At 47.5% G+C, this 21,404-nt stretch carries 23 protein-coding genes and 1 other annotated feature; all 23 genes read right to left on the minus strand.

The window, feature by feature from the left end; translation table 11 throughout:
* Positions 1–11 precede the first annotated feature (11 nt).
* Complete coding sequence (gene rpsQ / locus OKS35_RS14725; protein ID WP_012727668.1) at positions 12–272, minus strand: 30S ribosomal protein S17; 261 nt, start codon at positions 270–272, stop codon at positions 12–14.
* Positions 273–304: 32 nt separating this feature from the next.
* Positions 305–508: a 50S ribosomal protein L29 gene (rpmC, locus tag OKS35_RS14730; RefSeq protein ID WP_012727669.1), complete on the minus strand. Its 204-nt coding sequence runs from the start codon at positions 506–508 to the stop codon at positions 305–307.
* On the minus strand, positions 495–932 hold the full coding sequence (gene rplP / locus OKS35_RS14735; protein WP_012727670.1) for a 50S ribosomal protein L16: 438 nt from the start codon (positions 930–932) through the stop codon (positions 495–497). The genes rpmC and rplP overlap by 14 nt, the downstream gene beginning before the upstream one ends.
* Positions 933–964: 32 nt before the next feature.
* A complete protein-coding gene (gene rpsC, locus OKS35_RS14740) occupies positions 965–1,624 on the minus strand; it encodes a 30S ribosomal protein S3 (protein ID WP_012727671.1) in 660 nt (219 codons plus the stop codon).
* 13 nt (positions 1,625–1,637) lie between these two features.
* Positions 1,638–1,970, minus strand: coding sequence for a 50S ribosomal protein L22 (gene rplV, locus OKS35_RS14745; protein WP_012727672.1), 333 nt, complete (start codon positions 1,968–1,970; stop codon positions 1,638–1,640).
* Between the two features lie 20 nt (positions 1,971–1,990).
* Positions 1,991–2,266 carry a 30S ribosomal protein S19 gene (gene rpsS, locus OKS35_RS14750; protein WP_012727673.1) on the minus strand — a complete coding sequence of 92 codons (276 nt, stop codon included), beginning with the start codon at positions 2,264–2,266 and terminating at the stop codon, positions 1,991–1,993.
* A gap of 66 nt (positions 2,267–2,332) precedes the next feature.
* Positions 2,333–3,163, minus strand: coding sequence for a 50S ribosomal protein L2 (gene rplB / locus OKS35_RS14755; protein ID WP_012727674.1), 831 nt, complete (start codon positions 3,161–3,163; stop codon positions 2,333–2,335).
* 34 nt (positions 3,164–3,197) lie between these two features.
* Positions 3,198–3,479, minus strand: a complete 282-nt coding sequence (rplW, locus tag OKS35_RS14760) for a 50S ribosomal protein L23 (RefSeq protein ID WP_012727675.1) — start codon at positions 3,477–3,479, stop codon at positions 3,198–3,200.
* A complete protein-coding gene (gene rplD, locus OKS35_RS14765; protein ID WP_012727676.1) occupies positions 3,479–4,102 on the minus strand; it encodes a 50S ribosomal protein L4 in 624 nt (207 codons plus the stop codon). The genes rplW and rplD overlap by 1 nt, the downstream gene beginning before the upstream one ends.
* A gap of 28 nt (positions 4,103–4,130) precedes the next feature.
* Positions 4,131–4,757, minus strand: coding sequence for a 50S ribosomal protein L3 (rplC, locus tag OKS35_RS14770; RefSeq protein ID WP_012727677.1), 627 nt, complete (start codon positions 4,755–4,757; stop codon positions 4,131–4,133).
* A 61-nt stretch (positions 4,758–4,818) separates the two neighbouring features.
* Positions 4,819–5,127 (minus strand): 30S ribosomal protein S10, encoded by a 309-nt coding sequence (rpsJ, locus tag OKS35_RS14775; protein ID WP_074032438.1) that lies wholly within the window; start codon positions 5,125–5,127, stop codon positions 4,819–4,821.
* 377 nt (positions 5,128–5,504) lie between these two features.
* Positions 5,505–6,014 (minus strand): hypothetical protein, encoded by a 510-nt coding sequence (locus tag OKS35_RS14780; protein WP_214691672.1) that lies wholly within the window; start codon positions 6,012–6,014, stop codon positions 5,505–5,507.
* 108 nt (positions 6,015–6,122) lie between these two features.
* Positions 6,123–7,310 carry an elongation factor Tu gene (gene tuf / locus OKS35_RS14785; protein WP_078147868.1) on the minus strand — a complete coding sequence of 396 codons (1,188 nt, stop codon included), beginning with the start codon at positions 7,308–7,310 and terminating at the stop codon, positions 6,123–6,125.
* Positions 7,311–7,423: 113 nt separating this feature from the next.
* Positions 7,424–9,502 carry an elongation factor G gene (gene fusA, locus OKS35_RS14790; RefSeq protein ID WP_012727681.1) on the minus strand — a complete coding sequence of 693 codons (2,079 nt, stop codon included), beginning with the start codon at positions 9,500–9,502 and terminating at the stop codon, positions 7,424–7,426.
* A 112-nt stretch (positions 9,503–9,614) separates the two neighbouring features.
* Positions 9,615–10,082 carry a 30S ribosomal protein S7 gene (gene rpsG, locus OKS35_RS14795; RefSeq protein WP_012727682.1) on the minus strand — a complete coding sequence of 156 codons (468 nt, stop codon included), beginning with the start codon at positions 10,080–10,082 and terminating at the stop codon, positions 9,615–9,617.
* A 48-nt stretch (positions 10,083–10,130) separates the two neighbouring features.
* Positions 10,131–10,553, minus strand: coding sequence for a 30S ribosomal protein S12 (gene rpsL / locus OKS35_RS14800; RefSeq protein ID WP_012727683.1), 423 nt, complete (start codon positions 10,551–10,553; stop codon positions 10,131–10,133).
* 290 nt (positions 10,554–10,843) lie between these two features.
* A complete protein-coding gene (rpoC, locus tag OKS35_RS14805; protein ID WP_012727684.1) occupies positions 10,844–14,443 on the minus strand; it encodes a DNA-directed RNA polymerase subunit beta' in 3,600 nt (1,199 codons plus the stop codon).
* A 22-nt stretch (positions 14,444–14,465) separates the two neighbouring features.
* Positions 14,466–18,014, minus strand: a complete 3,549-nt coding sequence (gene rpoB, locus OKS35_RS14810; RefSeq protein ID WP_074037866.1) for a DNA-directed RNA polymerase subunit beta — start codon at positions 18,012–18,014, stop codon at positions 14,466–14,468.
* A 193-nt stretch (positions 18,015–18,207) separates the two neighbouring features.
* Complete coding sequence (locus OKS35_RS14815) at positions 18,208–18,804, minus strand: class I SAM-dependent methyltransferase (protein ID WP_012727686.1); 597 nt, start codon at positions 18,802–18,804, stop codon at positions 18,208–18,210.
* A gap of 79 nt (positions 18,805–18,883) precedes the next feature.
* Entirely contained in the window at positions 18,884–19,252 is a 369-nt protein-coding gene (gene rplL / locus OKS35_RS14820) for a 50S ribosomal protein L7/L12 (protein WP_012727687.1), read from the minus strand.
* Positions 19,253–19,313: 61 nt separating this feature from the next.
* A complete protein-coding gene (gene rplJ / locus OKS35_RS14825) occupies positions 19,314–19,820 on the minus strand; it encodes a 50S ribosomal protein L10 (RefSeq protein ID WP_012727688.1) in 507 nt (168 codons plus the stop codon).
* Between the two features lie 44 nt (positions 19,821–19,864).
* Positions 19,865–20,018, minus strand: a sequence feature (ribosomal protein L10 leader region).
* A 59-nt stretch (positions 20,019–20,077) separates the two neighbouring features.
* Positions 20,078–20,764 (minus strand): 50S ribosomal protein L1, encoded by a 687-nt coding sequence (gene rplA, locus OKS35_RS14830; RefSeq protein WP_012727689.1) that lies wholly within the window; start codon positions 20,762–20,764, stop codon positions 20,078–20,080.
* A gap of 94 nt (positions 20,765–20,858) precedes the next feature.
* Complete coding sequence (gene rplK, locus OKS35_RS14835; protein WP_012727690.1) at positions 20,859–21,284, minus strand: 50S ribosomal protein L11; 426 nt, start codon at positions 21,282–21,284, stop codon at positions 20,859–20,861.
* Positions 21,285–21,404: the final 120 nt, after the last annotated feature.

A 21,404-nucleotide genomic window follows, 5' to 3' on the forward strand; every position in this document is an offset into this window, starting at 1 on the left:
CCGAACTGTTATTAGATGATTACTGATTCTTCTACTACTGTTACAAGACGGAAACGTTTGTCTTTAGAAAGAGGACGTGTTTCCGCGATGCGAACGATATCGCCCACTTTAGCGACGTTGTTCTCATCGTGTGCTTTATATTTCTTCGTGTAGTTTACACGTTTGCCATAAAGTTTATGACGAACCTTTGTTTCTACTGCGACGACGATCGTTTTGTCCATTTTGTCAGACACGACGCGACCAGTGAACACTTTACGGTTGTTGCGTTCCATGAGTGTTACCTCCTCTCAAGAATCCGATGTAATTAGCCGTTGTTGATGCCGAGTTCGCGTTCACGAAGAATCGTTTTAGCACGCGCAATCGACTTGCGTACTTCACGGATACGAGCAGGATTCTCAAGCTGACCTGTAGCAAGTTGGAAGCGAAGGTTAAAGAGTTCTTCTTTCCACTCGCCCACTTTACCGTTGAGCTCTTCAGTTGTTGATTGACGGAGATCAGTTGCTTTCATTCGTATCACCACCATTTTCTTCACGTTTCACGAACTTACATTTTACTGGAAGTTTGTGCGATGCAAGACGAAGTGCCTCACGTGCCACTTCCTCAGATACACCTGCGATTTCGAACATTACTTTGCCAGGCTTAACTACAGCTACCCAGCCTTCTGGAGCACCTTTACCCGAACCCATTCGGACTTCGAGAGGCTTTTTAGTGTACGGCTTGTGTGGGAAGATCTTGATCCACACTTTACCACCACGTTTCATATAACGTGTCATTGCAATACGTGCTGATTCGATTTGACGGTTTGTAATCCAGCTCGCTTCGAGAGCTTGGAGACCGAACTCACCGAAGTGTACAGTTGTGCCGCGTTTAGCGTTCCCGCGCATTTTACCACGGTGTACACGACGATATTTCACGCGTTTAGGTAACAACATAGTGTGTTGCCTCCTTCCTGAAAGAGTGTTTATTATTCAGCGTTTTTCGCTGTGTTGTTTTTTGTTGGAAGAACTTCACCGTGGTATAACCAAACTTTTACGCCGATTTTACCGTAAGTTGTGTCAGCTTCAGCTGTTCCGTAGTCGATGTCGGCACGGAGTGTGTGAAGTGGAACTGTTCCTTCCGAGTACTTCTCTGAACGAGCGATATCAGCGCCACCAAGACGACCAGAAACTTCTGTTTTGATCCCTTTGATGCCAGTACGCATCGAACGTTGAATAGATTGTTTCATTGCACGACGGAATGATACGCGACCTTCCAATTGACGAGCAATGTTTTCTGCTACAAGCTTCGCAACAGCGTCAGCGTTTTTCACTTCAACAACGTTGATGTGAACGCGTTTTCCGTCAGCGATTTTTGTAATGTGTTTACGGAGTGATTCGATTTCAGAACCACCTTTACCGATTACCATACCTGGCTTCGCAGTGTGAAGCGAAATGTTCACGCGGTTTGCAGCGCGTTCGATTTCAACTTTAGAAACACTAGCATCCTTCATTTTGTTTTCGATGTATTCACGAATAACGAAGTCTTCATGAAGGAGATCAGCGTAGTCTTTCTCAGCGTACCAACGCGAATCCCAGTCTTTGATAACACCAACGCGAAGACCGTGCGGATTTACCTTTTGACCCACTACATATCCCTCCTTATTTCTCAGTTACCACGATGTGGATGTGGCTTGTGCGTTTGTTAATACGGCTTGCGCGACCCATCGCACGTGGGCGGAAGCGTTTGAGTGTTGGACCTTCGTTTACGTAAGCTTCTGTTACAACGAGGTTCTCAATGTTCATATCGTAGTTGTGCTCTGCGTTAGCAATCGCTGATTTTAATACTTTTTCAACGACTGGCGATGCTGCCTTGTTCGTGTGAGCAAGGACAGAGAGCGCTTCGCCGACTTGTTTCCCGCGAATTAAGTCTACAACGAGACGTGCTTTGCGAGGAGCAAGACGGACCATATTAGCTGATGCTTTAGCTTGCATGGATTTGACCTCCCCTCAAATTACCGTTTCGTTTTCTTGTCTGATCCGTGACCTTTGTACGTGCGTGTTGGAGCGAATTCACCAAGTTTGTGACCAACCATGTCTTCTGTCACGAATACTGGTACGTGTTTACGACCATCGTGCACACCGAACGTGTGACCCATGAATTCTGGGAAGATCGTCGAGCGACGTGACCAAGTTTTGATGACTTGCTTCTCACCAGATTCGTTGAGTTTGTCAACTTTAGCGAGTAAGTGGTGATCTGCGAATGGACCTTTTTTCAAGCTGCGACCCATGTTAGAACCTCCCTTTGGAATGATTCGGGAACGGCCCTTTCGAACCGCCCGAGAATCATGTAGTAATTATTTCTTACGGCGACGAAGGATGTACATGTCGCTCGATTTGTTTTTCTTACGAGTCTTAAGACCAAGAGCTGGTTTACCCCAAGGAGTAAGTGGGCCCGAACGACCGATTGGCGCACGACCTTCACCACCACCGTGTGGGTGATCAACCGGGTTCATTACAGAACCACGTACTGTTGGGCGTTTGCCTAACCAACGTGAACGTCCTGCTTTACCGATGTTTACGAGTTCGTGTTCTTCGTTACCAACTGAACCGATTGTCGCGCGGCAAGTGCCGAGGAACAAGCGTGATTCACCTGATTGAAGACGAACGATGACGTACTTGCCGTCACGTCCTTGGATTTGTGCCGATGCACCAGCCGCACGAACTAGCTGACCGCCTTTACCAGGCTTAAGCTCGATGTTGTGGATTGTTGTACCGACAGGGATGTTTACGAGTGGAAGAGCGTTCCCCACTTTGATATCCGCTTCAGGACCAGACATGATTTCCATGCCTACTTTGATGCCCTTAGGAGCGAGGATGTAACGTTTCTCACCATCTACATAGTTGATGAGTGCGATGTTTGCTGAACGGTTTGGATCGTATTCGATCGTTGCTACGCGTCCTGCAACGCCATCTTTGTTACGTTTGAAATCGATGATACGGTATTTACGCTTGTGACCGCCACCTTGGTGACGAACAGTCAAGCGACCTTGGTTGTTACGTCCGCCTTTTTTCGAAAGCTTTTCAGTTAACGATTTTTCAGGGCGATTCGTTGTGATCTCTGCAAAGTCGAGAGATGTCATGTTACGACGACCGTTAGTGGTCGGCTTAAACTTTTTGATTGCCATCGAGGATTCCCTCCTTTTCTTCTAAGGTAGTTAATTAACCGAGGAAGTCGATTGTGTTGCCTTCAGCAAGGGTTACGATCGCTTTTTTACGACGAGCTGTGTAACCAGAGTGACGACCGACACGTTTCGCTTTCGGTTTGTAGTTCATTGTGTTTACCGAAGCAACTTTCACGTTGAAGATTGTTTCGATAGCGTGTTTCACTTGCGATTTAGTCGCTTTTACGTCGATTTCGAAAACGTATTTGTTAGCTTCCATGAGGCTAACTGAACGCTCAGTGATGATCGGACGTTTGATGATATCGTATGCTTGAGCCATTATGCAAGCACCTCCTCTACCTTCGCAACCGCATCTTTAGTGAAGATGACTTTGTCGTTAGCAACGAGGTCAAGAACGTTTACGCCTGCTGCGTCGATCACAGTCACTCCTGGGATGTTACGAGCTGCGAGAGCGATAGTCTCATTGTAGTCCGCTGTGACTACAAGAGCCTTACGTTCTACTGATAAGCTGTTGAGTACAGCAGCCATATCTTTTGTTTTTGGTGCATCGAAAGCAAGGCCTTCGAGGACGATGATTTCGTTGTTTTGTACTTTCGACGAAAGAGCCGAGAGAAGTGCTAAACGACGAACCTTCTTAGGAAGTTTGTAAGAGTATGAACGTGGTGTTGGACCGAAGACTGTACCACCACCAACCCATTGTGGTGAGCGGATAGAACCTTGGCGCGCACGACCAGTTCCCTTTTGTTTCCATGGTTTACGGCCGCCACCGCGTACTTCCGAGCGACCTTTCGTATCGTGAGTACCTTGACGGCGTGATGCTTGTTGCATGACGATTGCGTCGTAAAGTACTGATTCGTTTGGCTCGATTCCGAAGATGGCTTCTGCCAATTCGATTTCGCCAACTTGTGAACCTGTTTGGTTAAGCAAAGCTACTTTAGGCATTCGTAATTCCTCCTTTCCGTGCAGTTAATTAGTTACCTTTGACCGCTGATTTGATGATGACGTTCGATTTACGAGCGCCTGGGATAGCACCTTTCACGAGGAGAAGGCCACGTTCCACATCAACTTTAACGACTTCAAGGTTTTGAATTGTTTTACGCTCTCCACCCATTTGACCAGGAAGAAGTTTCCCTTTAAATACGCGGTTAGGAGCGACAGGACCCATCGAACCAGGACGACGGTGGTAGCGCGAACCGTGAGCCATTGGTCCACGTGATTGTCCGTGACGCTTGATCGCACCTTGGAATCCTTTACCTTTCGATGTACCTGTTACGTCTACTAATTCACCTGCAGCGAAAATGTCTGCCTTAATCTCTTGACCGATTTCGTATCCTTCTACTGAAGTACGAACTTCTTTGATGAAGCGCTTAGGTGTCGCGTTTGCTTTCGCAGCGTGACCTTTTGATGGTTTGTTTTGACGTGATTCTTTGATGTCTCCGAAACCAAGTTGAACTGCTTCGTAACCGTCTGTGTCAACTGTTTTAAGTTGAAGAACGACGTTACCTTCTACAGCAACTACTGTTACTGGTACAACTTCGCCTGCTTCGTTGAAGATTTGAGTCATACCAAGTTTTGTTCCTAAGATTCCTTTAGCCATGAGATACACCTCCTGTTAATAATTAATTGTCTCTTCTGGCTAGTATCTACTATATGAAGAATTAAAGTTTAATTTCGATGTCTACACCTGATGGTAACTCGAGACGCATAAGCGAATCGACTGTTTTCGGTGTTGGGTTTACGATGTCGATCAAGCGTTTGTGTGTACGCATTTCGAACTGCTCACGAGCATCTTTGTACTTGTGAACCGCACGAAGAATCGTGTAAACCGATTTTTCAGTTGGGAGCGGGATTGGACCCGATACCTTTGCACCTGAACGCTTCGCAGTGTCAACGATCTTCTCAGCTGATTGATCGAGAACGCGATGGTCATATGCTTTTAAACGAATACGAATTTTTTCATTTGCCATGTTTGTTTCCCTCCTTTGTCGCCTACTTTAAAAATAGACAATTCTCCGCGGAAATTTCCACACCGGCCATGGCAATGCTGCCTGGCGTGTCATAACCTCCCGCTTCAACGCAGCGTGCTTGTGTCAGCAGAGGCATCCGATCATTGCAAATCAACGATTGGACCCGTTTTCTGCTGTAAAGTCTCTCACCACTCGCACAAACACTTAATCATTATATCTAATCTGGTCATGGAATGCAAGATTAGATTTTTGAAGTTGCTGGTTGTCTGATGAGTTGCTCAACGTTCCCTAATGTAACAAGATTCGCGAGCTTTTGCAAGCAAAAATTCATTCTTTTATTGAACTATTTTTCAAACGAACTCCCATGTCAACTCGACCTAGCGTTTCATCACCTCTCCAAAACGCTCTGTCACCCCTTCTATGACCGATTGTGGCGCTCGTTTTAAACAGTCTTGAACAATTCCTTCATTAACACTGTGCGTCTTGAAATAGCGGAGCAATGACGCTAATTTATCCTCTCGTCCGATGACCGTGTAAAGGACGACCCACTCTTCTAGGTGCATCCATTGTCCATCTGGTTCAATGAAAGGATGCGTATAGATTCCGTCGGTACACTTCATTCGGAAACTAGACATGACGTCCACATCTGTTCCCTCGAATATATACTCTCCAAAGTAGGTCGTTACGTATGCGTCGTGAGAATCTGATGGTTTCTTCTCCCCAGCACGACTAAGTACGCGATCGATTTTTTCAAACTGGTCCGGTTCAACAAAAACATCGATGTCATTCGTTACCTCGACGATGCCATGATGCTTTAACAGCTCAGAACCGCCAATGCGATACTCAATCCCATTCAAGCGACAAATAGTCTCTAGTTGCTTCAGCATGACGCCACTCCTTTCTCGTATGCCTCATCTTACCATGTTGTGATGGAAACACAAAAAAGCAGCCCGCATATTGCGGACTGCTTAATGTTGTTCAGTTGAATCAATCGATTACTCGATGATTTCTGTTACTGAACCAGCACCTACAGTACGGCCACCCTCACGGATAGAGAAACGTGTACCGTCTTCGATCGCGATTGTAGAAATCAATTCGATCGTCAACTCGATGTTGTCTCCTGGCATTACCATTTCAGTACCTTCTGGAAGGTGAACGATACCTGTTACGTCAGTTGTACGGAAGTAGAACTGCGGACGGTAGTTCGCGAAGAATGGCGTGTGACGGCCACCCTCTTCTTTAGAAAGAACGTAGATTGATGCTTTGAATTTAGAGTGTGGTGTGATTGAACCTGGCTTAGCAAGTACTTGTCCACGCTCGATGTCGTCACGTGATACACCACGGAGAAGTGCACCGATGTTGTCGCCAGCTTCAGCATAGTCAAGAAGCTTACGGAACATCTCTACACCAGTACATACAGTTTTCTTCGTTTCTTCTGTAAGACCAACGATTTCGATCTCGTCGTTGACGCGGAGAACACCACGCTCAACACGACCAGTCGCTACAGTACCACGACCAGTGATTGAGAATACGTCCTCAACAGGCATCATGAAGTCTTTTTCAGTGTCACGAACTGGTTCTGGGATGTACTCATCAACAGCGTTCATGAGTTCCATAACTTTTTCTTCCCACTGAGCTTCACCGTTAAGTGCGCCAAGTGCAGAACCTTTGATTACAGGGAGGTCGTCGCCTGGGAAGTCGTATTCAGAAAGAAGTTCACGGATTTCCATTTCAACGAGTTCGAGAAGCTCTTCGTCGTCTACCATGTCAACTTTGTTCATGAATACTACGATGTAAGGAACACCTACTTGACGTGAAAGAAGGATGTGCTCACGTGTTTGTGGCATTGGGCCATCTGTTGCAGATACAACGAGGATCGCGCCGTCCATTTGAGCAGCACCAGTGATCATGTTTTTAACATAGTCAGCGTGTCCTGGGCAGTCAACGTGTGCGTAGTGACGCTTGTCAGTTTCGTACTCGATGTGAGCTGTTGCGATTGTGATACCGCGCTCGCGCTCTTCTGGAGCACCATCGATTTGGTCGAACTTAGTAGCTGTTTTACCTTGTGCACGTGAAAGTACAGCAGAGATTGCTGCAGTCAAAGTTGTTTTACCGTGGTCAACGTGGCCAATTGTACCAACGTTAACGTGCGGCTTAGAACGGTCGAATTTTTCTTTACCCATTCTAGATTCCTCCTCTATTAAACGATTAGTTTTATTTAACTAGGAAGACGTAGGCTACTTTTAACATACGTCCTCCTTAGCTTACAACAATCAATCTAGCGATACAACCGTTATTAGCCGTTCGCTTTTTTGACGATTTCTTCAGCGATTGATTTCGGTACTTCTTCGTAGTGATCGAAGTGCATCGAGTACGTTCCGCGTCCTTGTGTACGTGAACGAAGTGATGTTGCGTAACCGAACATTTCTGAAAGTGGAATCATCGCTTTAACGACTTGTGCGTTACCGCGAGCTTCCATACCTTCTACGCGTCCACGGCGTGACGTGACGTCACCCATGATGTCACCCATGTATTCTTCTGGGATAACAACTTCAACACGCATCATTGGCTCAAGGATAACAGCTTTCGCTTGGTCCTTAAGTTGTTTAACCGCCATCGAAGCAGCAACTTTAAACGCCATCTCGTTCGAGTCGACATCGTGGTACGAACCGAATACGAGACGAGCTTTAACGTCTACTACTGGGTAACCAGCGAGGATACCGTTTTCGAGAGCTTCTTCAATCCCGTTTTGAACAGCAGGGACGTATTCACGTGGTACAACACCACCGACGATCTTGTTCTCGAACTCGAATCCAGCGCCTTCTTCGTTCGGCTCGAATTCTACGACAACGTGACCGTACTGACCGCGTCCACCAGACTGACGAACGAATTTCGAATCGATCTTCGCAGCGCCACGGATTGTTTCACGGTAAGCAACTTGTGGTGCACCAACGTTAGCTTCTACTTTGAATTCGCGACGCATACGGTCAACGAGGATGTCAAGGTGAAGCTCACCCATACCAGAGATGATCGTTTGACCAGTCTCAGGGTTTGTTTCAGTGCGGAATGTTGGATCTTCTTCTGCGAGTTTCGCAAGAGCTTGACCCATCTTATCTTGGTCTGCTTTCGATTTAGGCTCGATTGCAACCGAGATAACTGGTTCTGGGAACGTCATTGACTCGAGAACGATGTTATCTTTCTCAGAGCAAAGCGTGTCACCAGTAGTCGTGTCTTTGAAACCAACAGCAGCGGCGATGTCACCAGCGAATACCATTGGAATCTCTTCACGGCTGTTTGCGTGCATTTGAAGGATACGACCGAGACGCTCACGCTTCCCTTTAGTCGAGTTCTTCACGTATGATCCCGCTTCAGCTGTACCAGAGTACACGCGGAAGAACGTCAATTTACCGACGTAAGGGTCAGTCATAACTTTGAACGCAAGTGCTGAGAATGGAGCTTCGTCAGAAGGCTCACGTGTGATTTCTTCTTCTGTATCGAGGTTGATCCCTTTGATTGACTCTACATCAACTGGTGATGGGAGGTAATCAACAACGGCGTTAAGCATGAGCTGAACACCTTTGTTCTTGAAGGCAGAACCAACGAGTACAGGGTAGAATTCAACGCTAAGTGTCGCTTGACGGATTGCAGCTTTCAATTCATCGATTGAAATCTCTTCACCTTCAAGGTACTTCATCATCAACTCTTCGTTGAAGTCAGCAACACCTTCGATCAATTGACCGCGAAGTTCTTCAGCTTGGTCAGCCATGTCAGCTGGGAAGCCATCTGTTACTTCGATGTCAGTACCGAGGTCGTTGTTGTACATGTAAGTCTTCATTTCAACGAGATCGATGATCCCTTTGAAATCGTCCTCTGCTCCGATTGGGAGTTGGATCGCGTAAGCGTTCGCTTGAAGACGATCGTGGAGCGTCTTCACAGAGTACAAGAAGTCTGCGCCGATTTTATCCATCTTGTTGACGAATACGACACGTGGTACACCATATGTCGTCGCTTGACGCCATACAGTTTCTGTTTGTGGTTCTACACCTGACTGAGCGTCAAGTACAGCAACCGCACCATCAAGTACACGGAGTGAACGTTCAACTTCTACAGTGAAGTCTACGTGTCCAGGTGTATCGATGATGTTTACACGGTGGCCATTCCACTGTGCAGTTGTCGCAGCCGAAGTGATCGTGATTCCACGCTCTTGCTCCTGCTCCATCCAGTCCATTTGTGAAGCACCTTCGTGCGTTTCACCAATTTTATGGATACGACCTGTGTAATAAAGAATACGTTCAGTTGTTGTCGTTTTACCGGCATCGATGTGAGCCATGATCCCGATGTTACGAGTATTCTTTAGGGAGAATTCTCTTGCCATACTGGGTATTCTCCTTCCGCATGTTTGATTTTCGTGTGCGCGCACACGATATGATTATACCCGAAAGCCACTCCGTTAAGCCATGCTTGGCGGAGTGGACTTTACGATTAAATTACCAACGATAGTGAGCAAACGCTTTGTTAGCTTCTGCCATCTTATGCATGTCTTCGCGTTTCTTAACAGATGCACCAGTGTTGTTGGCTGCATCCATGATTTCGTTCGCGATACGTTGCTCCATCGTTTTTTCGTTGCGGAGACGAGCGTAGTTCACGAGGTAACGAAGACCAAGTGTTGTACGGCGCTCTGGACGAACTTCTACAGGAACTTGGTAGTTAGCTCCACCTACACGGCGTGCTTTAACTTCAAGTACAGGCATGATGTTGTTCATTGCTTCTTCGAACACTTCCATAGGCTCTTTGCCTGAGCGTTCAGCGATGATGCCAAATGCGTTGTAAATGATAGTTTGAGCTGTACCTTTTTTACCGTCTAACATGACACGGTTAATGAGGCGAGTTACCAATTTCGAGTTGTAGATCGGATCTGCGATAACGTCACGACGTTCTGCACGGTTTTTACGCATCCGAGTACCCTCCTTTCAAAATTTCAATTGTAGTTTAGTTTGCGAGAATTACTTCTTCGCAGCTTTCGGACGTTTCGTACCGTATTTAGAACGGCCTTGCATACGTCCATCAACACCTGCAGTGTCAAGCGCACCACGAACGATGTGGTAACGTACCCCTGGTAAGTCTTTTACACGTCCTCCACGGATAAGAACAACGCTGTGCTCTTGAAGGTTGTGGCCAATACCTGGGATGTACGCAGTCACTTCGATTTGGTTAGTCAAACGAACACGAGCATACTTACGAAGCGCCGAGTTCGGTTTCTTCGGAGTCATTGTACCAACACGTGTACAAACACCACGTTTTTGTGGTGAGCTCACGTTTGTTTGTGACTTGATGAAACTGTTGTAACCTTTGTTAAGTGCTGGAGAGTCAGATTTCACGACTTTCGATTTACGTCCTTTACGGACTAACTGGTTAATAGTAGGCATCTTTGAAGATCCTCCCTTCCTGAATGTTGCTATTTTCTAGTCCCACCGACCCGGGTGGTTCATTTAAGGTCATAACGAAACGTTTTTACGAGGCGTAGGCATTCCATGACCTCGCAAAAACGTGAGTTATACCTTGAAAGTGGCAATTGTAGCAGCCAAACCTTCCCGTAGAAAGTTCGGATGGACGTCCAAGTAGCTTGCCGACTGCTGGACATCGTTGTCATCGACAACAACCGATTGGCGGCACTAAATCATAGTAGCACCGCCAACCTGCGCTGTCAAGACGTATTTTACTCGACTGTTGTATCTTCGAGCGCAACTGGCGCCTCATCTTCTTTGAGTTCCACATCACGGTAGACGGCCATTCCAGTACCAGCTGGAACGAGTTTACCGATGATGACGTTCTCTTTGAGTCCGAGGAGATAGTCACGTTTCCCTTTGATTGCTGCATCTGTCAAGACGCGAGTCGTTTCTTGGAACGAAGCCGCTGAGAGGAACGAATCTGTCTCAAGTGAAGCTTTCGTGATTCCGAGAAGGACTGGTTTCGCAGTCGCTGGGTGTTTTCCATCACGAATCGCATCTTTACACGCTTCTTTGAAGACGCTGATGTCGACGAGTGATCCAGGGAGAAGTGGTGTGTCACCTGATTCGATAACTTTGACACGACGAAGCATTTGGCGAACCATGACCTCAACGTGCTTATCACCGATTTCTACCCCTTGCATCCGGTAAACTTTTTGAACTTCTTGGAGAAGATAGTTCTGAACACCAGATACACCACGGACGGCGAGTAATTCTTTCGGATCGATCGAACCTTCCGTGAAGACTTCACCGGCTTCTACTGTGTCGCCGATTTGAACGCGGAGACGCGCTCCGAATGGAATCGTGTATGAGCGAGTCTCACTGAATCCTTCGACCGTGAGTTCACGCTTGTCACGCGATTCTGTGAAGTCGATGACCGTACCAGAGATTTCCGAGATGACCGCTTGACCTTTCGGGTTACGGGCTTCGAATACCTCTTGGATACGTGGAAGACCTTGTGTGATATCGTCTCCGGCAACCCCACCTGTGTGGAAGGTACGCATTGTAAGCTGCGTTCCTGGCTCACCGATCGATTGTGCGGCAATGATACCGACGGCTTCCCCGACTTCAACATTTGATCCAGTTGCCAAGTTGCGTCCGTAACACTTCTTACATACGCCGTGTGACGTGTTACATGTGAAGGCTGTACGGATTTCAACTTTTTCAACACCCGCATCTACAATGATGCGCGCGATGTCTTCTGTGATCAATTCGTTCTTATCGATCAACACTTCGCCCGTTTCAGGGTGTGTGACCGTTTCAAACGATGTACGTCCGACGAGACGGTCGTACAAGCTTTCGATTTCTTCCGTACCTTCGCGGAGTGCAGAAACACGGATTCCGCGGTCTGTTCCACAATCCTCTTCACGGATGATGACATCTTGCGCTACGTCAACGAGACGACGCGTCAAGTAACCTGAATCGGCTGTCTTCAAGGCTGTATCGGCAAGACCTTTACGAGCCCCGTGAGTCGAGATGAAGTACTCTTGAACCGTCAGACCTTCACGGAATGACGATTTGATTGGAAGTTCGATGATGCGACCAGATGGAGCGGCCATCAAACCACGCATACCCGCAAGCTGCGTAAAGTTCGATGCGTTACCACGGGCACCTGAGTCAGACATCATGAAGATTGGGTTCAGGCGGTTGAGGGATTTCATCAATCGAGATTGAATTTCATCCTTCGCTTCGTTCCAAGCACGGACAACGCGCTCGTAACGCTCATCTTCAGTGATGAGACCACGACGGAACGACTTCATGATTTGGTCGACTTGTTTTTGTGCTTCATCAAGGATTTCCTGTTTATCCGGAAGTACGATGATATCGGCAATCCCAACCGTCACACCCGCTTTTGTCGAGTGCTTGAAGCCAAGATCTTTCATCCGGTCAAGCATGCGGCTTGTTTCCGTCGTTTCAAACTTCTGGAACACTTCCGCGATGACTTTTCCAAGGAACCCTTTTTTGAACGGGTCGATGATTGGACGTGATGCGATTTCTTCCGCAACGTTCGCCCCTTTGTCGATGAAGTACTTATCAGGCGTTGCTTCCTGTAAGTTTTCCATCGTCGGCTCGTTCAAGTATGGGAACGTATTTGGCAAGATTTCGTTGAAGATCATCTTACCAACTGTCGTAATGAGCAATTTCTCGTTCTGTTCGTCTGTGAACGTCGGGTTGTTGAGCGTACGTGCCGGAAGTGCCACACGCGAGTGCAAGTGGACATAACCGTTTTGGTAAGCAATCAACGCTTCGTTGACGTTCGAGAACACTTTCCCTTGACCGACGGCATCTTCACGTTCGAGTGAGATGTAGTAGTTACCGAGGACCATATCCTGCGATGGTGTAACAACTGGTTTTCCGTCTTTCGGGTTCAAGATGTTCTGCGCAGCGAGCATGAGAAGACGTGCTTCCGCTTGTGCTTCTGCAGAGAGCGGAACGTGGACGGCCATTTGGTCACCATCGAAGTCGGCGTTGTATGCCGTACATACGAGTGGGTGAAGGCGAATCGCACGACCTTCAACAAGAATCGGTTCGAATGCTTGAATACCAAGGCGGTGAAGTGTCGGGGCACGGTTCAAGAGGACCGGATGCTCACGAATGACTTCTTCAAGGACGCCCCAGATTTCAGGTTGCATCTTCTCGATTTTGCGTTTGGCGTTCTTGATGTTTGAAGCGATGCCGCGACCGACAAGCTCTTTCATCACGAACGGTTTGAAGAGTTCAAGCGCCATCTCTTTTGGAAGACCACACTGATACATCTTCAAGTTCGGACCTACGACGATAACCGAACGTCCTGAATAGTCGACCCGTTTACCGAGAAGGTTTTGACGGAAACGACCTTGTTTCCCTTTCAACATGTGTGAAAGTGATTTAAGCGGACGGTTACCAGGACCTGTTACCGGACGACCACGACGACCGTTGTCGATGAGGGCGTCAACCGCTTCTTGAAGCATACGCTTCTCGTTTTGCACGATGATGTTCGGCGCGCCGAGGTCGAGCAAACGTTTAAGACGGTTGTTCCGGTTGATGACTCGACGATACAAATCGTTCAAGTCAGATGTCGCAAAGCGTCCACCATCAAGCTGTACCATCGGGCGAAGCTCTGGTGGGATGACAGGAAGTACTTCAAGGATCATCCAGTCTGGATTGTTTCCTGAAGTGAAGAATGCATCGAGAACTTCCAAGCGCTTAATCGCACGTGTACGACGTTGACCTTGGACTGTTTTCAACTCTTCACGAAGCTCGCCTACTTCTTTTTCAAGATTAACGTCTTGAAGAAGTGTACGGATGGCTTCAGCACCCATGTCTGCTTTGAAGTCGCTACCGTATTTTTCACGATAGAGACGGAATTCTTTTTCCGAGAGAAGTTGTTTCTTCTCAAGCGGAGTATCACCTGGCTCTGTGACCACGTAAGATGCGAAGTAAATGACTTCTTCAAGCGCACGTGGTGACATGTCGAGAACAAGCCCCATGCGGCTTGGAATCCCTTTGAAGTACCAGATGTGCGAAACTGGTGCCGCGAGCTCGATATGGCCCATTCGCTCGCGACGCACTTTCGCTTTCGTCACTTCAACGCCACAGCGGTCACAAATGACTCCTTTATAACGGATACGTTTGTATTTCCCACAGTAACATTCCCAGTCTTTCGTAGGACCGAAGATTCGTTCACAGAATAATCCGTCCTTCTCTGGTTTAAGTGTACGATAGTTGATCGTTTCCGGCTTTTTGACTTCACCGTAAGACCACGAACGGATCTTCTCTGATGAAGCCAAGCCGATTTTCATATATTCAAATCGATTAACATCTACCAAGGGGCCGACCTCCCTTTTCGCCTTATTCCTCTTCCGTAACAGTCGGTTGAACGACTTGTTCTAACGCCGATGTTGCGTTCGGGATGTTGTCGTCATCTTCATCTTTCATTTCGACTTCTTCATCATCCGCTGACATCATCTTGACTTCCATACCGAGCGCTTGAAGCTCTTTGATCAAGACGCGGAATGATTCAGGAACGCCCGCTTTCGGAACGCTCTCGCCTTTCACGATGGCCTCATATGCTTTCACACGACCGACCGTGTCATCCGACTTGATTGTCAAGATTTCTTGGAGCGTGTAGGCTGCACCGTACGCTTCAAGAGCCCAAACTTCCATCTCCCCGAAGCGCTGACCACCGAACTGTGCTTTACCACCGAGCGGTTGTTGCGTAACGAGTGAGTATGGTCCTGTCGAACGAGCGTGAAGTTTGTCATCAACCATGTGCGCGAGTTTGATCATGTACATGACACCGACCGAGACGCGGTTATCGAACGGTTCACCCGTACGACCGTCATAGAGACGCGTTTTCGCATCTTTATCCATACCAGCCTCTTCAATCGTTGCCCATACGTCTTCCTCACGCGCTCCATCGAATACAGGTGTTGCCACTTTGATACCGAGCTTCTTCGCCGCCATACCAAGGTGGAGCTCAAGTACCTGACCGATGTTCATACGAGATGGTACCCCAAGCGGGTTGAGCATGATGTCAACCGGTGTACCGTCTGGCATGTATGGCATATCTTCTTCAGGGAGGATTCGCGAGATAACACCTTTGTTACCGTGACGTCCCGCCATCTTATCCCCTTCGTGAATCTTACGTTTTTGAACGATATAGACACGTACCATTTGGTTGACGCCTGGAGACAACTCGTCACCGTTTTCACGGTCGAACACTTTGACATCCAAGATGATTCCGTCTCCACCGTTTGGTACACGAAGTGACGTATCACGTACTTCACGTGCCTTCTCACCGAAGATTGCGTGCAAGAGACGCTCTTCCGCCGTCAATTCTGTAACGCCCTTAGGTGTTACTTTACCGACGAGGATGTCGCCATCCTTGACTTCAGCTCCGATGCGGATAATTCCACGATCGTCCAAGTTACGAAGTGCGTCATCTCCGACGTTTGGAATATCACGTGTGATTTCCTCTGGTCCGAGTTTCGTGTCGCGTGACTCTGACTCGTACTCTTCGATATGAATCGACGTGTACACGTCATCTTTCACGAGACGCTCACTCATGATGATCGCATCCTCATAGTTGTAACCATCCCATGTCATGAAGGCAACGACGACGTTACGGCCGAGCGCGAGCTCACCCATATCCATCGATGGACCGTCTGCAAGGATTTCTCCTTTTTCGACACGGTCACCAGCTGCGATGATTGGTTTTTGGTTATAGCATGTCCCTTGGTTCGAACGGACATATTTTTGAAGTTTGTAACGGTCAAGGTCACCTGAAACCTCAGAACCGTTCACGTCAGACGTGCGACGGATCAAGATTTCACGCGCTGTGACGCGTTCGACGACACCTGGGTATTTCGCAACAATAGCTGCCCCAGAGTCTTTCGCAGATACGTACTCCATGCCGGTACCGACAATCGGTGAATCCGGTTGAAGGAGTGGTACTGCTTGACGTTGCATGTTCGCTCCCATGAGGGCACGGTTCGAGTCATCGTTCTCGAGGAACGGGATACATGCCGTTGCGGCAGAAACAACCTGTTTCGGCGAAACGTCCATGTAGTCCACTCGGCTTGGCTCGACTGACAAGTTTTGTCCGCGGAAACGGCAAAGAACTTGTTCGTCTGCAAAGTGGCCATCTTCTGTGAGCGGCATGTTTGCCTGTGCGACGACATAGAGGTCTTCCTCATCAGCCGTCATATATTGAATGTCGCCAGTGACAAGACCTGTTTCTGGGTCAACACGACGGTATGGTGCTTCGATGAAACCGTACTCGTTCACTTTCGCATAAGACGAGAGTGAGTTGATGAGTCCGATGTTCGGCCCCTCTGGTGTTTCGATTGGACACATCCGACCGTAGTGCGAATAGTGAACGTCTCGAACTTCGAAACCAGCACGCTCACGTGTCAAACCACCCGGTCCAAGTGCAGAGAGACGACGCTTGTGCGTGAGCTCTGCGAGCGGGTTCGTTTGGTCCATGAACTGTGACAATTGCGAGCTACCGAAGAACTCTTTAAGTGATGCGATAACCGGGCGGATGTTGATGAGCGCCTGTGGTGTGATCGCATTTTGATCTTGAATCGACATACGTTCTTTTACGACACGTTCCATACGGGAAAGCCCAATCCGGAATTGGTTTTGGAGAAGTTCTCCGACTGAACGAAGACGACGGTTTCCTAAGTGGTCGATGTCATCTGTTGTTCCGACTTCGTGAAGTAAGTTGAAGAAGTAGTTGATTGAAGCGATAATATCGGCTGGCGTAATATGTTTTACGCTGCGATCGATATTGCCATTTCCGATGATGTTCAAGATACGCTCTCCATCTGGGTCATCCGGTGAGATGACTTTGATTGACTGAAGACCGAATGGCTCACCTTCAGCGACACCACCAGTTGGTTCCGCATCGATATAGCCAAGGCCGTTCTCCAAGTGCGGGAGGATACGATCTAAGTTGCGGCGGTCGAGGATTGTTCCAGCTTCGGCGAGTACTTCGCCTGTTTCCGGGTCCACGAGCGTTTCCGCTAATTTTTGACCGAACAAACGGTTCTTAAGATGAAGTTTTTTGTTCATCTTATAGCGACCGACGTTCGCTAAGTCGTAACGTTTCGGGTCGAAGAAACGTGATACGAGAAGAGATTTCGCATTTTCTACCGTTGGTGGTTCACCAGGGCGGAGACGCTCATAAATCTCGATCAACGCTTTCTCTGTAGACTCCGTATTATCTTTTTCAAGGGTGTTACGAAGGTATTCGTCATCCCCGAGAAGGTCGATAATTTCTTGGTCCGTACCGAATCCGAGGGCACGCAACAACACCGTTACCGGAATTTTACGGGTACGGTCGATACGAACATAAACGATATCTTTGGCATCTGTCTCGAGTTCGAGCCAAGCACCACGGTTCGGAATGACAGTTGCGCCAAATCCACGTTTACCGTTTTTATCGAGTTTAGCGTTATAGTACACGCTCGGTGAACGGACAAGCTGGGAAACGATGACGCGTTCTGCACCATTGATGATAAACGTTCCCGATTCTGTCATGAGCGGGAAATCCCCCATGAACACTTCTTGTTCTTTGAGCTCACCTGTCTCTTTGTTTTGGAGACGCACTTTTACGCGAAGTGGCGCAGAATAAGTAACGTCGCGCTCCTTCGATTCATCGATAGAATACTTCGGCTCACTGAGCGAGTAATCGATGAACTCCAATACGAGGTTTCCTGTGAAGTCGGAAATCGGTGAAATGTCTGTGAACATTTCCTTCAATCCTTCACGCAAGAACCACTCATAAGAAGCAGTTTGAATTTCAATCAAATTCGGAAGCTCTAATACCTCACTGATACGGGCAAAGCTTCTTCTCTGACGGTGACGACCGTACTGAACAAGTTGACCAGTCAACTGATTCACCTCTCAGACCCCCAATTCTTTAGCGAATTTTTCGGGCGTAATAATCGAACATTGTCATTGAATGTCGCTCGTTTTCCGTCTCTAAAAAGCGGCAGACACGGCAGTTTCAAGCGAATTCCATTCCAATGGCATTTTATAATGTTAGCATATACGTTATAGCGAGTCAACAAGACTTCACCGTTTGTCAAGACCGAATTGCTCGGAAAATAAAGTAACCTTTTTCTTTCGCGATCGTTTCAACTTGACCAAACACCTCTTCTAATAACTTTTTAGCAGAAGGTGCTCCTTGTTTCTTTTGAATGACGACATAGATTGCTCCTCCATCGACGAGGTGCGTATGTGCTTCACGCAAGATCGTATGGACGACTTGTTTCCCCGCACGAATCGGCGGATTGGTGACAATGGCGGCAAACCGTTCTCCCCCCACCGCGTCATACGCGTGAGAAAGCCGTGTTTCGACCGTCACTCCATTACGGGCGGCGTTTTGCTCAGAGAGCGCCAGCGCACGCTCATTCACATCAATGAGCAAGGCCTCACGCCCAGAGGCATCGGCAAGCGAGATCCCCATCGGACCATAGCCGCAGCCTACATCTAAAATACGTCCCGACACATCAGGCATCTCAAACGTTTCAATTAAAAGACGTGACCCAAAATCGACCGACCCTTTCGAGAACACACCGCGGTCCGAAGTGAAATGATACTGTTTCCCTCGCAACTCGTACGTCCATGTCTCCGGGGCACTTTCCGAACGTGGATCGTTCGTATAGTAATGATCTCCCATGCGTTGAACCTCCTAACCCATTCTTCAAGGAAATAAAAGAAGCTCGCCATGGCGAGCTTCTATAGGTTGTGAAGTAGAATTACTTAACTTCAACAGATGCGCCAGCTTCTTCAAGCTTAGCTTTGATTGCGTCAGCGTCTTCTTTAGAAACGCCTTCTTTGACTGGAGCTGGAGTTCCGTCAACGAGTGCTTTTGCTTCTTTAAGACCGAGACCTGTGATTTCACGAACAGCTTTGATGACGTTGATTTTACCAGCGCCAGCGTTTGTGAGGATTACGTCGAATTCAGTTTTCTCTTCAGCTGCTGCGCCTGCGCCAGCACCTGCAACTGCTACTGGAGCTGCTGCTGATACGCCGAATTCTTCTTCGATTGTTTTTACGAGTTCGTTAAGTTCGAGAACCGTCATTGATTTGAGGTCTTCGATGAATTGCTCTTTGTTGAAAGCCATTATGGTTTTCCTCCTTTGATGTTGTGAAAAAGTTTTTTTGAGTTACGCTACGCGACAAAAATTAAGCTGATTGCTCTTCTTTTTGTTCTGCGATTGCATTTGTTGCGACTGCGAGCCCACGGATTGGAGCTTGAAGTACGCTGAGAAGCATCGAGAGAAGACCATCGCGTGATGGAAGTTCTGCAAGGGCTTTGATTTCTTCGAGTGAAGAAACTTTACCTTCGATGATTCCGCCTTTAAGTTCGAGCGCTTTGTGCTCTTTCGAGAAGTCGTTCAAGATCTTCGCTGGAGCAATAACGTCTTCTTTAGAGAAGGCGATTGCTGTAGGACCAGTGAAGACTTCGTCAAGACCTTCGAAGTTCGACTGAGTAGCTGCGCGGCGAAGAAGACCGTTCTTGTAAACTTTGAACTCGATTCCAGCGTCACGGAGTGATTTACGGAGTGTAGTCACTTCTTCAACTGTAAGTCCACGGTAGTCAACAACAACTGTTCCAACGCTCGCTTGCATTTTCTCAGCGATTTCATCGACGAGTGCCGATTTCTGAGCTACGATTTTTTCGTTTGCCATGTGTTTGCACCTCCTAGTCAATTCTTATACCGGACGAGAGGCTGCTCTCCAAAAGAAATCCCTCGTATGAAGACATACGAGGGCGTAATTGTTTGAAAGTAAACCTGTGACAACAGGCTCAAGTTCGAGCAAAGACACCTCGGAAGGGTTTACGGACCGATGTCCACCTTCTGTCTACGGTAATCCAACATATTCGGTTGAACGTGTATTACTTTATCAGCGGTGTCACACGTTGTCAACAATTTATTTCAACAAGATTACTTAAGGAAATCTGCAGTCGCTACACGGATCCCAGGACCCATTGTAGATGAAAGCGAGATGTTTTTAAGGTAAGTTCCTTTTGCAGTAGCAGGCTTCACTTTCATGAGTGTTTCGAGAATTGTCTCGATGTTCTCAGAGAGTTTAGATGCTTCAAATGATTTCTTACCAACTGGAACGTGGATGTTACCAGCTTTATCAACACGGTATTCAACTTTACCAGCTTTGATATCCGCGATTGCTTTTTCTACGTCGAAAGTAACTGTTCCTGTTTTCGGGTTAGGCATGAGGCCTTTAGGTCCGAGAACACGACCAAGTTTACCAACCTCACCCATCATGTCAGGTGTCGCAACGATTACATCGAAGTCGAACCATCCTTGTTGGATTTTGTTGATGTACTCAGCGTCGCCAACGTAGTCTGCTCCAGCAGCTTCCGCTTCTTTCACTTTCTCACCTTTTGCGAAGACGAGAACTTTTTGTGTTTTACCAGTACCGTGTGGAAGTACAACGGCACCACGGATTTGTTGGTCTGCTTTCTTCGGATCTACGCCGAGACGGACAGCAACTTCGATTGTTTCATCGAATTTAGCAGTAGCTGTTTTTTGAACGAGCTCGACAGCTTCAGCGAGGTCGTATGACTTCGTGCGGTCAACAAGCTTAGCTGCTTCTTGGTGTTTTTTACCCATGATCTTTTCCTCCTTGTGGTTAGCGGAATTTCCTCCCACATAATGAAGGGATTGAAGGTGAGCAGTATTCACCGACAACCCCAGAGACTAGCAATTAGTCTTCGATTACAATACCCATACTACGTGCAGTACCTTCAACCATAAGCATCGCTGTTTCTACAGATGATGCGTTAAGGTCAGGCATTTTAAGTTCAGCGATTTCGCGAACTTTGTCACGCTTAACCGTTGCTACTTTCTTACGGTTTGGTTCACCAGAACCACTCTCGATACCAGCAGCTTTCTTCAAGAGAACTGCAGCTGGTGGAGTTTTCGTAATGAATGTAAACGAACGATCTTCGTATACCGTGATGACTACAGGAATAATCAATCCGGCTTGGTCTTGTGTACGAGCGTTGAACTCTTTACAGAATCCCATGATGTTAACACCTGCTTGACCAAGTGCTGGACCTACTGGTGGAGCTGGGTTTGCTTTACCAGCTGGGATTTGAAGTTTAACGAGTTTAGAAACTTTTTTCGCCACGAGACACACCTCCTTAAGTCTAAAATGTGGTTTCTTGGACGTTGTGCGCCCTCCCACTCAATCTATTAGGTCGAGTTTGTACCGAAATAAAGCACAACATCAAACATTTTCGATTGTACC

The sequence above is a fragment of the Exiguobacterium sp. N5 genome, assembly GCF_025842465.1.
GTDB lineage: Bacteria > Bacillota > Bacilli > Exiguobacteriales > Exiguobacteriaceae > Exiguobacterium > Exiguobacterium profundum.

Excerpts from the sequence above, each read along its gene's own strand:
- rpmC (WP_012727669.1), bottom strand. The coding sequence starts at position 508 with ATGAAAGCAACTGATCTCCGTCAATCAACAACTGAAGAGCTCAACGGT.
- OKS35_RS14780 (WP_214691672.1), bottom strand. The coding sequence starts at position 6,014 with ATGCTGAAGCAACTAGAGACTATTTGTCGCTTGAATGGGATTGAGTAT.
- rplL (WP_012727687.1), bottom strand. The coding sequence starts at position 19,252 with ATGGCTTTCAACAAAGAGCAATTCATCGAAGACCTCAAATCAATGACG.
- rplC (WP_012727677.1), bottom strand. The coding sequence starts at position 4,757 with ATGGCTAAAGGAATCTTAGGAACAAAACTTGGTATGACTCAAATCTTC.
- fusA (WP_012727681.1), bottom strand. The coding sequence starts at position 9,502 with ATGGCAAGAGAATTCTCCCTAAAGAATACTCGTAACATCGGGATCATG.
- rpsS (WP_012727673.1), bottom strand. The coding sequence starts at position 2,266 with ATGGGTCGCAGCTTGAAAAAAGGTCCATTCGCAGATCACCACTTACTC.
- rpsQ (WP_012727668.1), bottom strand. The coding sequence starts at position 272 with ATGGAACGCAACAACCGTAAAGTGTTCACTGGTCGCGTCGTGTCTGAC.
- tuf (WP_078147868.1), bottom strand. The coding sequence starts at position 7,310 with ATGGGTAAAGAAAAATTCGACCGTTCTAAGCCGCACGTTAACGTTGGT.
- OKS35_RS14815 (WP_012727686.1), bottom strand. The coding sequence starts at position 18,804 with ATGGGAGATCATTACTATACGAACGATCCACGTTCGGAAAGTGCCCCG.
- rpsL (WP_012727683.1), bottom strand. The coding sequence starts at position 10,553 with ATGCCTACTATTAACCAGTTAGTCCGTAAAGGACGTAAATCGAAAGTC.
- rpsJ (WP_074032438.1), bottom strand. The coding sequence starts at position 5,127 with ATGGCAAATGAAAAAATTCGTATTCGTTTAAAAGCATATGACCATCGC.
- rplD (WP_012727676.1), bottom strand. The coding sequence starts at position 4,102 with ATGCCTAAAGTAGCTTTGCTTAACCAAACAGGTTCACAAGTTGGCGAA.
- rplB (WP_012727674.1), bottom strand. The coding sequence starts at position 3,163 with ATGGCAATCAAAAAGTTTAAGCCGACCACTAACGGTCGTCGTAACATG.
- rplJ (WP_012727688.1), bottom strand. The coding sequence starts at position 19,820 with ATGGCAAACGAAAAAATCGTAGCTCAGAAATCGGCACTCGTCGATGAA.
- rplV (WP_012727672.1), bottom strand. The coding sequence starts at position 1,970 with ATGCAAGCTAAAGCATCAGCTAATATGGTCCGTCTTGCTCCTCGCAAA.
- rplA (WP_012727689.1), bottom strand. The coding sequence starts at position 20,764 with ATGGGTAAAAAACACCAAGAAGCAGCTAAGCTTGTTGACCGCACGAAG.
- rplP (WP_012727670.1), bottom strand. The coding sequence starts at position 932 with ATGTTGTTACCTAAACGCGTGAAATATCGTCGTGTACACCGTGGTAAA.
- rplW (WP_012727675.1), bottom strand. The coding sequence starts at position 3,479 with ATGGCTCAAGCATACGATATCATCAAACGTCCGATCATCACTGAGCGT.
- rpsG (WP_012727682.1), bottom strand. The coding sequence starts at position 10,082 with ATGCGTAAAAACCGTGCAGAACGTCGTGACGTTATCGCAGATCCGATC.